The sequence below is a fragment of the Tenacibaculum pelagium genome, from assembly GCF_014062345.1.
In the GTDB taxonomy this organism is placed as follows: Bacteria; Bacteroidota; Bacteroidia; order Flavobacteriales; family Flavobacteriaceae; genus Polaribacter; species Polaribacter pelagius.
Map to the genome: position 1 here is coordinate 589,306 of NZ_JACGLS010000001.1, position 12,169 is coordinate 601,474.

The 12,169-nt window shown below is 28.8% G+C and carries 13 protein-coding genes and 2 tRNA genes; 9 read left to right on the forward strand and 6 right to left on the reverse strand.

Annotated features, from left to right (window positions below):
* Positions 1-3: 3 nt before the first annotated feature.
* The gene (locus H3Z83_RS02705) at positions 4-468 is read right to left on the reverse strand and encodes a DoxX family membrane protein (protein ID WP_182123942.1); all 465 of its coding nucleotides are present in this window, start codon (positions 466-468) and stop codon (positions 4-6) included.
* Between the two features lie 17 nt (positions 469-485).
* Entirely contained in the window at positions 486-2,540 is a 2,055-nt protein-coding gene (locus H3Z83_RS02710) for a TonB-dependent receptor plug domain-containing protein (RefSeq protein ID WP_182123943.1), read from the reverse strand.
* Positions 2,541-2,638: 98 nt separating this feature from the next.
* Between H3Z83_RS02710 and H3Z83_RS02715 the strand changes: the two genes are divergently transcribed.
* The 6 genes from H3Z83_RS02715 (at position 2,639) to H3Z83_RS02740 (ending at position 8,567) form a co-directional block, all read left to right on the forward strand.
* Positions 2,639-3,547, forward strand: coding sequence for a DUF6607 family protein (locus tag H3Z83_RS02715; RefSeq protein WP_182123944.1), 909 nt, complete (start codon positions 2,639-2,641; stop codon positions 3,545-3,547).
* A 192-nt stretch (positions 3,548-3,739) separates the two neighbouring features.
* A complete protein-coding gene (locus H3Z83_RS02720; RefSeq protein ID WP_182123945.1) occupies positions 3,740-3,955 on the forward strand; it encodes a hypothetical protein in 216 nt (71 codons plus the stop codon).
* A 31-nt stretch (positions 3,956-3,986) separates the two neighbouring features.
* Entirely contained in the window at positions 3,987-5,060 is a 1,074-nt protein-coding gene (locus tag H3Z83_RS02725; protein WP_182123946.1) for a hypothetical protein, read from the forward strand.
* A 75-nt stretch (positions 5,061-5,135) separates the two neighbouring features.
* Complete coding sequence (locus H3Z83_RS02730) at positions 5,136-7,127, forward strand: sensor histidine kinase (RefSeq protein ID WP_182123947.1); 1,992 nt, start codon at positions 5,136-5,138, stop codon at positions 7,125-7,127.
* Position 7,128: 1 nt separating this feature from the next.
* A complete protein-coding gene (locus H3Z83_RS02735; RefSeq protein ID WP_182123948.1) occupies positions 7,129-7,878 on the forward strand; it encodes a LytR/AlgR family response regulator transcription factor in 750 nt (249 codons plus the stop codon).
* Between the two features lie 131 nt (positions 7,879-8,009).
* Complete coding sequence (locus H3Z83_RS02740; RefSeq protein WP_182123949.1) at positions 8,010-8,567, forward strand: YqgE/AlgH family protein; 558 nt, start codon at positions 8,010-8,012, stop codon at positions 8,565-8,567.
* On the opposite strand, the gene H3Z83_RS02745 is transcribed toward H3Z83_RS02740, so the two are convergent.
* Together H3Z83_RS02745 and H3Z83_RS02750 are read right to left on the reverse strand one after the other, a co-directional pair.
* On the reverse strand, positions 8,564-9,394 hold the full coding sequence (locus H3Z83_RS02745) for an aminotransferase class IV (RefSeq protein ID WP_182123950.1): 831 nt from the start codon (positions 9,392-9,394) through the stop codon (positions 8,564-8,566). The genes H3Z83_RS02740 and H3Z83_RS02745 overlap by 4 nt on opposite strands.
* A 96-nt stretch (positions 9,395-9,490) precedes the next feature.
* Positions 9,491-9,874: an START-like domain-containing protein gene (locus H3Z83_RS02750; protein ID WP_182123951.1), complete on the reverse strand. Its 384-nt coding sequence runs from the start codon at positions 9,872-9,874 to the stop codon at positions 9,491-9,493.
* A gap of 104 nt (positions 9,875-9,978) precedes the next feature.
* On the opposite strand from H3Z83_RS02750, the gene H3Z83_RS02755 reads away from it, so the two are divergent.
* Positions 9,979-10,052: transfer RNA gene (locus H3Z83_RS02755), tRNA-Met, on the forward strand.
* Between the two features lie 37 nt (positions 10,053-10,089).
* Here the strand turns inward: H3Z83_RS02755 and H3Z83_RS02760 are convergent.
* Positions 10,090-10,521 carry a GNAT family N-acetyltransferase gene (locus H3Z83_RS02760; protein ID WP_182123952.1) on the reverse strand — a complete coding sequence of 144 codons (432 nt, stop codon included), beginning with the start codon at positions 10,519-10,521 and terminating at the stop codon, positions 10,090-10,092.
* Entirely contained in the window at positions 10,518-11,411 is an 894-nt protein-coding gene (locus tag H3Z83_RS02765) for an MBL fold metallo-hydrolase (protein ID WP_182123953.1), read from the reverse strand. The genes H3Z83_RS02760 and H3Z83_RS02765 overlap by 4 nt, the downstream gene beginning before the upstream one ends.
* Positions 11,412-11,518: 107 nt before the next feature.
* Between H3Z83_RS02765 and H3Z83_RS02770 the strand changes: the two genes are divergently transcribed.
* Both H3Z83_RS02770 and H3Z83_RS02775 read left to right on the forward strand, forming a co-directional pair.
* A complete protein-coding gene (locus H3Z83_RS02770) occupies positions 11,519-11,965 on the forward strand; it encodes a GNAT family N-acetyltransferase (protein ID WP_182123954.1) in 447 nt (148 codons plus the stop codon).
* 100 nt (positions 11,966-12,065) lie between these two features.
* A tRNA-Gly gene (locus H3Z83_RS02775) sits at positions 12,066-12,138 on the forward strand.
* The last annotated feature ends 31 nt before the right edge of the window (positions 12,139-12,169 follow it).

The following is a 12,169-nucleotide window of genomic DNA, read 5'->3' on the forward strand; positions in this document are numbered from 1 at the left end:
TAATTATTTATTTAAAAATTGTAATTGTTCTGGTTGAAATAAAACTGCTTTCATCTTTCGAATTACTACGATTAAAAACCATACGTTTATTAATAATAATCCTAAGGTTTGAAGTAACTCACTGGTTTCATCAAACTCTAAAAACAGGTGAAAGAAAAAGATGTTTACTACTATTGGAAAAGCCATTATTGCTCCTAATAATGTAAATACTTGACTAATTAATAATACACCACATAAAATTTGCATTGCTCCTAAAAACTGCCACATATAACCGGTTTGTTTCATTCCGTTTATGTACAGTATTTTTTGAAGGGTTTCTGTTTTTTCTGGTTGTTGAAATTTTTGAGCTTTCGCTACCACTTGATTTGGAGACGGATTTTCTTTTGAAAATTTTCCTATCCCGCCATAGATTAACATACCACCTAAAACTAAACTTAGTACTAGGTTGATGATTTTTTCTATTGTCATAATTGATTGATTTATAGTTAAAAATTAAATTGAATTCTACTGTAAATTATTCTTCCTAAACGAAGTACACTGTCATTATTCGGAAAATTATTTGAATTTTCTACTCCTTCTTCGTTGAATAAATTATCTACCCCAACTTGAAGTGTAATAAAGTCTTTAAAGCTCTTATCAATAGTTAAATTGATTTGAAGATTATCTGAAACAAACTTGTCGTAATTATCTATAATTCCTTGGCTGTTGTTTGTGTCAAACAATGCATATTTACTTCTATAAATTCCTCTAATATTAGCTGAGAAATTATGCTCAAAATTTTCGTAAAATAATTTTAGATTGGCTGTGTGTTTAGATCTGTTTGCTAAACCGAAATAGTTATTTAGGGTTAACTTTTCTGAAGAAGATGAAGATGTTCTTCTAATAAATATCTCTCCGTTTTTAATTTTTGATTCCTGCTCTTTATCACCAGTATCTAGAAACTGATATCCACCTAGAATTTTTAAATTATGGTTTAGCTTATAACTAACATCTAACTCGACACCTTGGGTATATACTTCAGAAATATTCCTGTAAGAAAACACTCTGGTATTATTTGGCAAATTAAGTTCATTTGGATTCAGTTCTGTATCAAACGTATCTATCAATTCAGATATATCATTTCTAAAGAGATTAATATCTAATTTTAAGTTGTTTATCGGCTTAATTTGAAAACCAAAATTATATCCAATAGATGTTTCTGGTTTTAACTCTCTTTCAATACGTTCTAATCCGGTTGCATTTGGATATAAATCATGAATTGCTTGCGTACCTAAAACGATATATCCTCCTACACCATTTCTAAAGTTTAAGTACAACTGGCGAAAATCTGGAGCTTTAAAACCTGTTCCGACAGAAGTTTTAACAGCTAACCAATTATTTATTTTATATCGAGCTGATAATTTTGGTGAAAAAGCAGATTTATACTTATCAGGATTATCAAACCTTGCACCTAATACTACATTAAGTCTATTAAGCGGATTAAAATCGTATTGAGCAAAAGCATAATAAGCTATAAACTTCTTTTTATCATCAAACTCACTTCTTAGCAGTGCATCAAAATTTACTCCTACTCCTGTTATTAAATTACTATTCTTAAGTTTAAGTTTACTCTTTATTTCTGGTCGATTAAGACTTCTATCGAAAACTGTTACTTCATTATTAAAAACACTTTCGGCTTTATACTGTGTACCGTAAAATGAATAATCTATAGACCAAGAATTATTTATTCTATGATTCCAATTTGTACTAAAATTCCAATCTCTTTGAGTATTATTTCCAAAAGCACTTTTTTGATTTTGAGTATATAAACGTTGAGAAATGTTTCCTTTTAAGTTTTCAGAGAAGTCATATAACACCTTCAAATTTCCTGTAAAATTCTGATGTGGATACGTTGTTATATTTTCTGTTTCTGGAGATAAATCAAAACCTCCACTAGAGTTTAAGTTTACATCGGCAACAACTCCTAATTTATCTTTTTTAGAAGTAATTCCTGCATTAATGTCTAATTCATTCTTAGCTCCAAATCTGGTTAACAATTGAAAATTACCTTTAAGCTGGTTTTCTTTTGGAGTTTCTGTTATAATATTAACTACTCCTCCAATCGCTTCAGATCCGTACAACGAAGAAGACGGACCTTTTACTACTTCAATTTGTTTAATGCTATTTACTGTTAGTCGGTTTAAATCAATATTACCTGAAGTTCTACCTACAATTGGTACTCCATCTATCATAATCAACGTATAATCTGCAGATACACCTTGAAGCTGTAACCCTTCTGAGTTACCAAAATCAGTCACCATTACTATACCTGTTTGTTCTAGTAATATATCTCGTAACCTAACCGAACCTGATTTTTGTAATTGCTTTTTTGTTATTAAGGTTACTGGCATTGGTACTAGAGATAACTGCCTCTTAGTTCTAGTAGCAGTAACTATTACTTCATCTAACTTTTCATCTTTTTTTACTTGTTCTTTTTTTTGTGAAAAAACAATATTAGAAATCATTATTAATGGTAAAAGCCATTTTCTGTTTAGAATCATTCTTAATAATTTTGATGCAAATATATATTTTATTTTTATTCAATCTAAATAAACTTTATATATTTGTCGAAAATTTTTAATTCAAACAAATTCATAAAATGAAGAAAATAATCTTACTAATTACAGCTTTAACCTTAGCATCAAATGGTTGGAGTCAAAAAACAAAAAAGGAACAAGATATTAAAGCTATAAAAGCAATGAGTGGTTGTTTTAATGTTGGTTTTAATTTTACCGAAACCTTTAATTATTCAAAAGACTCAACCTATACTCCTTCTAAAACAAAACATGAAAAAGCTTTAGAATGGGTAGAAGTTGTAACTGATAAATCGAATAAAATTCAGTTACAACACATATTAATTGTTGGTAAAAAAGATAAACCACATATTGTAAAACACTGGAGACAAGATTGGGTTTATGAAAATCAAAATTTATATGAATTCAATAAAAACAAAAACTGGAAATTCACACAATTACCTCAAAACGAAGTAAAAGGGCAATGGGCACAGAAAGTGTATCAAGTAGATGATAGTCCGAGATACGAAGGGAGTGCTACTTGGGTTCATGTTGACGGAAAAAGTTATTGGGAAAATAAAACTGATGCCCCTTTAGCTAGAAGAGAACATACTCAAAGAAAAGATTATAATGTTTTAGTTAGAAGAAATCGTCATGAAATCACTTCTAAAGGTTGGATTCACAATCAAGATAACGACAAAGTAATTAGAAAAGATAACGAAGAAGATTTCTTACTAGCACAAGAAAAAGGATTTAACACTTATGAAAAAGTTGAAGACACTAAATGTGAGGCAGCAATTAAATACTGGAAAGAAAACAAAGGCTTCTGGAAACGAGTTAGAAATAGATGGGAAAATACTTTTAAAAAGGATAAAGATATTTCATTGAAAAAATCAATAGATAATAAGCCTTTATTTATGCACATTTTTAAACTTGGTAAAGATGCTAGTAAAAAAGAAATTGATGAAGTACTAAATAAATTCTTAAAATCTTAATTGTTAGTTTTTGTTGTTTACTAAACCCTTTATTTTCATAATAAGAAAATAAAGGGTTTTCTCTTTTTACAACGAATTCTAATTTATTCCCAACGAATTCTAATTAACTTCAAATTACACTTCACTTCTCCTCTAATTTTGACCATATAAAACCTCTTAAAGGTAATTAGAAAACTAAAAGAACAAACAATTATGTGGTCAAATAACAATTATTCATCAGTATTAAAAATGTACTTAAACAAGTACACGAGTTTAAAACTACAAGTAAATAACAACGGGTTAATCGCTTCTGTAGAAAAAGAAGAAAATGGTTTATGGGTTAACGATAGAAATCTACCAAACATCCTAAATAAACTATCTAATGATTTTAACCTTGAAAAAAATGTAACCATCATTTTACAACAATAACTATAAACAATAACCTTAAAATAAAAAACCTATGAAACAACACATTTTAAAAGTAGGAACAGTAATGGGATTACTGCTACTTATCGGAATCTTTACTAGTTGTGAAGAAACTAAAACGAACAAAACACTAGAAGTGGGAAACATTGCTAAAAAAGAAGAGATCACAGTAAAAACAAATTTAAAACCAAGAAAACCAATTGTGTTTATTGCTGGATACAATAAAAAGGACAGCGATTTTTACGACAGTGCTAGAGTATATTTTAAAGAAAAAAACTATCAAATAATAAATGACACCTACTCTATCGAAGAAATTATTACGTGGATGAATAATAACGCTAGCGAAAACCCTTACGGAGAAATACATATTGTAAATCATAACAATCCGTGGAAAGAAATGAATTTAGAAACTACTGTTAATGGAGAAAAAACAAGTTCAGAAAATTTACTAAAAGCTAATCTTCCTAAAGTAAAAAAAGGAATAAACGCCAACAGTAAAATCATTTTTCATGCAAACGGATTAGGTGATAAAAAAGAGCTTTTAAACAGTTTTAAACAAATTTTTGCTACTGATGAGGTTCCGCAAATAAAAGCTTCTCCATATTTTAATGTTTTTGGTGGTGAATTTACAAAGCACTTTTTAGCAAAACCGTATTATGTATTCTACCCTACAGCACATTCTCCTGGAAAAGTAGATTTATCAAAAGAGATTGCTAAGAAATATCCAGAAGAAAAAGAGATAAGCTGGTTTGATGCTTTAACGAATGAGAAAGAGCGTTATGTTGGTGAGCCATACACAAAACAGTTCACCGTTCCTGTAAAATGGGAATTAGATTATACGAATTCTGATAATGAAATTCCAACGTTTGCAATGCAAGAAGAAATCATGGATTTTATTGCAATTAATGTTGATTTAATGAAAGACATTGATAAAATGGATATTCCAGTAGAAAAATTTAGATGGTCTTATAGAATAAAGAATGAAAAGCTAATTATTAAAGGAAAAGCATCTGTTTTATGCGTATTAAAGCCCATTACAAAACCTTATGGCAACCTAGAACATATAAAACCAGATACCAATAATAAGCGTTTATATGCAATGAAGTAATGGAATGCTATTTGATAATTATAAAAAGTAACTGTTTAATTTGAGCAGTTACTTTTTTACTGTAAGTTTGTTAATATGAAGTTGTTTAAAAATCTCTTTTTAATACCCTTATTACTAGTAGTAATAAATAGCACTGCGCAAAACGGAGGTCTTAAAAATTACACTTTAAAAGATGGTTTACCTAGTTTAAAAATAACAAATATTACACAAGATAAAACAGGGTATTTATGGTTTTCATCCAATAAAGGTATTTCTCGTTTTGATGGAAATGAGTTTGTAAATTTTTCTACAAAAAATGGTTTAATTTCTAATAATGTTTTTGTTAGTTCTAATAAAAAAAATCAATTATTAGTTGGAACCAATAAAGGTATAAGTATAAAAAAGCAAAATAGTTTCACAAACTTTGACGGAAAACAAATCAATTGTATTTTAAATACGAACAATCATCCTTTTCTTGGAACATCTAAAGGAATTTATCGAGTTCGAGAAGATTTCCTATCGCCACTTCGCACAAACTTTCAAATAGATTTAAATACCATTAACGATTTAAAATTTGATGGTAAATTCTACTGGATAGCTACAAATAAAGGGTTATGGAAACTAGATGAATTAATGAATCCTAAAACTTTAAAAAGAATCGCTTTAGGAAACTTTACTTCTATTTTACTAAGCAAAAAAAAGCACCTAACAACAACTTACAATAACGGTTTAAAAGTAATTGAAAATAATACTGTAACTGACATCCTTATAAACGCAAAAAAAGTAACTAGTATTAAATTAATCAACAATCAGTTTTGGATTACTTCTAAAGAAGATGGTATAGAAATTTTAGACACCAATTTTAACTTTATAAAAAGCATTAATAAATACAATACGCTAAAAACAAATCAAATAAACGCTGTTTTTCAAGATCTTCAAAAAAACATTTGGATTGCAACAAATAATAAAGGTTTGTATAAAATTAGAGGAAACAATAATGCTACTTTAAAACCTATTATCACCTTTCAAAATATAGACGTTGTATACAAATCGCTTGATAGTATTAATATTAACAACTACCCTAAAACATTACAGCTTAAACCAAACAAAAATCATTTATCTTTTAGTTTTAAGGCTATAAATATTAACAAACCAAAAGAAGTAGAATATCGCTATAAATTAAACAATGAATTTAGTCCATGGACTAAAAATAACTCAGTAAACTTTGCCAATTTAAATTCTGGAAACTATACTTTTACAGCACAATCTAAAATAGGAAAAATGAAAAGTGACCCTATTCATTTTCAGTTTTTTATTGATAAGCCTATTTATGAAAAAGAATGGTTTAGATGGAGTATTATTGGTGGATTACTTGTTCTACTTGGCGGTGTTACCTACTCATATATAAAAAAAGTAAAAGCTAAAAACAAAGCTAAAATTGAAAAACTACAATTAGAAAATCATTTGTTATCGCTTGAACAAAAAGCGTTGCAATTACAAATGAATCCGCATTTTATTTTTAATGTATTAAACGGAATAAAAGCTTTAGGTAATTCTAGAAATTCAATAGAATTGAATTCAACAATAAGCAAGTTCGCAACCCTTTTACGAGGAATACTTCATAACTCTAGGCAAGAAGAAATTAGTTTAACTGAAGAAATAACAACGCTGAAAAATTATTTAGAGCTAGAACAACAAATGAATTCAAATCCGTTTGAATATCAAGTTAACACAGATTTAAATATTGATCCTGACGAGATTTTAATTCCGCCAATGCTAATTCAACCCTTTATTGAGAACAGTATTAAACATGGTATTAAATCGATTAAAGATGGAAAGATTGTCATTAATTTTTCTATTAAAAACGATTTTCTACAATGTAGTATTACAGACAATGGTATAGGGTTAAACCAATCTAAACTCAATAAAAAAGCTAGCGATCATAATTCAATAGCTGTAGAAGTTACTAAGGAGCGTATTAAAAGCTTATCAAATAAAAATCTATTTACAATAAACGAAATCATTGAAAACAAAACTGTAATTGGCACAAAAGTATTTTTTAGAATCCCTTTAAAAACTGATTTTTAACATGAACAAACTAACAGCGATTATTGTTGAGGATATGCCTTCTGCTTTAGAAATGTTATATAACGACTTAACTACATTTCATTCAGAAATTGAAGTTATAGGTACTGCTAAAAGTGTTGTTGAAGCTTCCAAATTTTTAAGAAAACAACAGCCCGATATTTTATTTTTAGATATCATGTTAGGAGATGGTACTGGTTTTGATGTTTTAGAAATCTACCCAGATTTACAATCGAAAGTAATTTTTGTAACAGCTAGCGACGAATTCGCAATAAAGGCTTTTAAGTTTGCTGCTATCGATTATGTTTTAAAACCATATTCAAACAAAGATTTAACGAATGCTATAAACAAAGCTAAAAGTCAAATTAAACCAGATAAAGAACAATTAACGGTATTACAACAGTCAATTAATAGCCCAAATCAGCGCCCAAAGAAGATTTCTTTAAATACTTCTGATAAAATTGTTGTGGTTAATTTAGACGATATCGTCAGGTGTAAATCAGATAATAATTACACTGAATTTTTCATGAATGACGGACAAAAAATATTAGTAGGTAAAACGCTGAAATATTTTGCTGACATGTTAAAAGAGCTTGAATTCACAAGAGTTCATCAAAGTCATTTAGTTAATTTACAATACATTAAAGAATTTGTTAAATCTGATGGTGGTTATTTAGTTTTAAAAAATAAAACAACAATACCTGTTTCTGTTCGTAAAAAAAATGAAGTTCTTCAATTATTAGAAAAATTTTAATCACACTTTTAAATTCATTAAAAACTCCTGAAAAAAGTAAAGGTTTTTTCCTATTTATCTTATTATTACACTTCTTTTGTTAAATATTTACTAAAATTTTTACTACCTTAGTATTTACTAACAAGATTTTTATGGTTGCACTAAAACCTGAAAAAGGGAGATTATTAATCGCAGAACCTGCAATTTTAAATGACAACTCATTTAAGAGAGCTATTATTTTGCTTACTGAACATTCTAAAAGAAGTTCGGTTGGATTTATATTGAATCGCCCTTTAAAACATGTTTTAAGCGATTTAATTCCTGAAATCGATTGTGACTTTACAGTTTACCAAGGAGGGCCTGTAGAACAGGATAATTTGTATTTTGTTCATAAAGTGCCACATCTAATTCCTAACAGTATAGAAGTTGCTAATGGTATTTATTGGGGAGGTAATTTTGAGTTGCTAAAGAACCTATTAAATAACGGAAAACTTAAACCTACTGACATTCGGTTTTTCTTAGGATATTCTGGATGGGAAACCAATCAACTAGAAGATGAATTACACACTAGCTCTTGGTTTGTTTCTGAAAATGATTATGAGAATATCTTTTTAACAAATGATGAAACTTTCTGGAAAGATAAGCTGCTACAAAAAGGTGGTAAGTACAAGATTTGGGCTAATGCTCCAAGTGATATTCAAATGAATTAGCTTGTTACCATTAAGATATTCAAATTACTTTTTATTTTTTTCGTTATCTCAGAAGTAAACGTTTTTTTACGATAGTTTGTTACTGACTGAATTCCAATAATTGCATTGGTAATAAACACCTCATCTGCTTTTTGAATTTCGAAAGGAGAAATAACAGTCTCTTCGATAGTATAATCAGGATTCTTCTCTAAAATTTCTATTACCTTTTTTCTAACAACTCCTTTAATACAACCTTCGGTTAAAGCTGGAGTTTTAACTACATTATCTTTAATAATAAAAATGTTTCCATTTGTAGCCTCCACTACTCCTTTTCTTTCATTTAACAATACACAGTTATCTAAATCGTTCTCTTCTGCAAAAATTGCTGACAAGGTATTCAGCATTCTATTGTTTGTTTTTACAGTAGACAATAATCCTGAGTAATTATAAAAGTCTTTAAACAAATCAATCTTGTAAGTAGATTTTTCTTGATACTCTAATGATGAAACTTCAATTAAATAATCGATATCGTTAGATTTTGGATTATATAATCCGCCATCTTTTCTGTATACATTTAAACGAGCTCTAAAACTTCCTGAATCAGAAATAGATTTGGTAGTTTTTAAAATTTCTTCTTGTAAAAATTCCAATGTAAACTCCATCGGGATTTTCATACGAAGCATTCTCATAGATGCCATTAATCTAAAATAATGGTCTTCAAAAAAAACCACTTTTCCATTTACAACCTTTATGGTTTCAAAAATAGCATCACCGTATTTGAATGCTCTATTTTCGTTTGACAATTGTAACTCTTGGTTAGAAATTATTGCTCCGTTAAAATTTATCATTTATCAAAAAATTTGATTGCAAAATTACAATTTAGGTAATTAGTAGCCATAAAAAAACTCGACTAAATGTCGAGTTTTATTTTATCTTTATAAGTCTTAAGCACCTATATTATGCTTTAGCTGTTCTATTTGGTTTTCCCATAACATTTTTGCTTCTTCTACCTCATCTTCATCATCAGCAAAATCGGTAACCATTATAGATACATCTTTGGTTAATGAATCTACTTCTATTCTAAATTCAAAATAGCTTTCATCTCCCTCGCTTTCAGTCCATTTAAACTTTATACGTTCGTTTGTTTTTTTAGCAACTATTTTTGCTTCTTCATCAGAGTCGTCCCAAGTAAAAGTCATTACTTTTCCACGAGAATTAACTTTATCTGCAAACCACTCTTGTAAACCAGAAGGAGTTGCTAAATACTGATATAACATATTTGGTGAAGCATGCACCGGAAACTCTAATTCGTACTTAACTTTAGTCATTTCATTTTTTGTTGAGTTGCAATATATATATTTATTTTTTCAAAAAAAAATTCAAAAATTTCATTGTAAAAAAACAAAAAGTTTCTATATTTGCACCCGCATTCGGCGAGGTAGCTCAGTTGGTTAGAGCGCAGGATTCATAACCCTGAGGTCGGCAGTTCAAATCTGCTCTTCGCTACAAAACTCAAACTCAATAAGTTTGAGTTTTTTTTTGCTTAAATCTTAGTATACATTTTATAATGTGGACCAACTTTTTCAACAATAAATTCAGCTCCTATTTTAGCAAAACTTAGTTTTTCGTAGAATAAAACAGCTTCCTTTCGTGCATTACACCACAAAAAATCAATTTGTTTTTCTTTTAAAATAGCAACTGCCTTATTAATTATATGTTTTCCTAATCCTTTTCCTCTTGCTTTTGTTGTAGTAGCCATTCCCCTTAATTGATATTGGCTCCCCTTTAAAGATTCAATATCATTTTTCATAAATGTTGCAATACCAACTAATTCTTCTTCATAATAACCCCCTAAATGAAAAGTTTCTTTATCAAAATCTCCATCAAATTTATAAGGTAAATCAATATTCTTTCGCAATACCTCTAGCCTTATTTTGTAAGTATCTGCTGCGGTTATCTCTTTTACTGTTATCACTCTTTACTTTTTAAACTCTTATAAATAGTTGTTCTCATTTCTTTTGCCGAAATAAACCAACCTCCATATTCTTTTTTATACTCTTTTGTTATACTGCTATCGTTAGTAACCTCTTCTAAAGTTTTTCCAGCATCTATAGCTTTTTGAACTCTATCTCGTAAAGTAACTAACATTTTTTTATAAACCTTTAGCTCTTCTTTATTAGATAAACTTCTATGCCCTGGTATAATTTTAGTTTCATTGTCAGCAATCATTAAAACTTTATCTATCGATGCTATATACCCATCGATACTACCTCCACTATCTAAATCAATAAATGGAAATTTTCCTTGAAAATAAGTATCCCCCATATGTATCACATTACTTTTTGTAAAATAAATATGTGAATCTCCATCAGTATGTGCATTATGAACGTGTGAAACTAAAACATCTTCATTATTTATATGAAACATCATATCGTCTGTAAAAGTTATTACTGGCAAAGCTTCTTTCGATGAAGCTTTCTTTTTTCTTCCTCTTACAACTTGATTTGTACTCATTCTTTTACGAACGTTTTCATGAGATATAATTAAAAAACCTTCTTTTTTCATATTCTCATTTCCTCCTGTATGGTCTCCGTGCCAATGTGTATTAATCAAATAACTTAAAGGTTTATCTGTAATCTCTTTAATCTTATCGATTATCTTTTTGCTTAATGGAGCAAATTGATCATCAATCATAAAAACTCCATCATCACCTACAAACACCCCTATATTTCCTCCTTGACCTTGAAGCATATATATATTATCCGCTACTTTTTGAGATCTAATTTTAACTTCTCTATTTTGAGCTTCCATAATTAAATTAGTTACAAAGAATAAACTTATCGTTAGTAATATTTTAATTTTCATGATATTAGTTTTAAGTTTTGTTCGTCGATTTTCACACTATAAAATTACACTTTGTAAGTTACTATTTTACAATTTCAATTTTATATCTTTATGCTAAAATATTTTAAATGAGCATTAATTTTAGAGCAATAAATAAAGACGAAATACTCTCTATTCTTCCACTCTTACATAAAGCCAACACTACAACACCTCATGACATATTAAAAGAAAGAGTTTTAGAAATGGCTACTTATAACAATTATGAATGTGTTGGCGTATTTGATAATGATAAATTAATTGGTATTTCAGGGCTTTGGTATAGCGTTCGGCATTATTCTGGAAGAAGCGTAGAACCAGATCATGTAATTATTGACGATGCATATCGTGGTAAAAACATTGGAAAACAGTTTTTTAGCTGGATTTATGAATACACCAAATCTAAAGGTTATGAAGCAATTGAATTAAACACTTATACAGGCAACAGAAAGTCTCATAAATTTTATTATAATGAAGGATTTGAAATCTATGGTTTTCATTTTGTGAAAGTTATAAGAGATGATCAAAAATTTTATTAATTTTATTGCAAATTCTATTGCAAATTCTATAAACTATTTTATATTTGCAACCGCTTTAAATAAGAGTTAACACCTTAATTATAGCAAAAATCTTTACCATGCGAGAGTAGCTCAGTTGGTAGAGCGTCAGCCTTCCAAGCTGAATGTCGCCAGTTCGAACCTGGTCTCTCGCTCAAGTCTTTAGAAGATAGACTTTAAAAATCT

Excerpts from the sequence above, each read along its gene's own strand:
- H3Z83_RS02730 (WP_182123947.1), top strand. The coding sequence starts at position 5,136 with ATGAAGTTGTTTAAAAATCTCTTTTTAATACCCTTATTACTAGTAGTA.
- H3Z83_RS02745 (WP_182123950.1), bottom strand. The coding sequence starts at position 9,394 with ATGATAAATTTTAACGGAGCAATAATTTCTAACCAAGAGTTACAATTG.
- H3Z83_RS02750 (WP_182123951.1), bottom strand. The coding sequence starts at position 9,874 with ATGACTAAAGTTAAGTACGAATTAGAGTTTCCGGTGCATGCTTCACCA.
- H3Z83_RS02740 (WP_182123949.1), top strand. The coding sequence starts at position 8,010 with ATGGTTGCACTAAAACCTGAAAAAGGGAGATTATTAATCGCAGAACCT.
- H3Z83_RS02705 (WP_182123942.1), bottom strand. The coding sequence starts at position 468 with ATGACAATAGAAAAAATCATCAACCTAGTACTAAGTTTAGTTTTAGGT.
- H3Z83_RS02770 (WP_182123954.1), top strand. The coding sequence starts at position 11,519 with ATGAGCATTAATTTTAGAGCAATAAATAAAGACGAAATACTCTCTATT.
- H3Z83_RS02735 (WP_182123948.1), top strand. The coding sequence starts at position 7,129 with ATGAACAAACTAACAGCGATTATTGTTGAGGATATGCCTTCTGCTTTA.
- H3Z83_RS02715 (WP_182123944.1), top strand. The coding sequence starts at position 2,639 with ATGAAGAAAATAATCTTACTAATTACAGCTTTAACCTTAGCATCAAAT.
- H3Z83_RS02765 (WP_182123953.1), bottom strand. The coding sequence starts at position 11,411 with ATGAAAATTAAAATATTACTAACGATAAGTTTATTCTTTGTAACTAAT.
- H3Z83_RS02725 (WP_182123946.1), top strand. The coding sequence starts at position 3,987 with ATGAAACAACACATTTTAAAAGTAGGAACAGTAATGGGATTACTGCTA.
- H3Z83_RS02720 (WP_182123945.1), top strand. The coding sequence starts at position 3,740 with ATGTGGTCAAATAACAATTATTCATCAGTATTAAAAATGTACTTAAAC.
- H3Z83_RS02710 (WP_182123943.1), bottom strand. The coding sequence starts at position 2,540 with ATGATTCTAAACAGAAAATGGCTTTTACCATTAATAATGATTTCTAAT.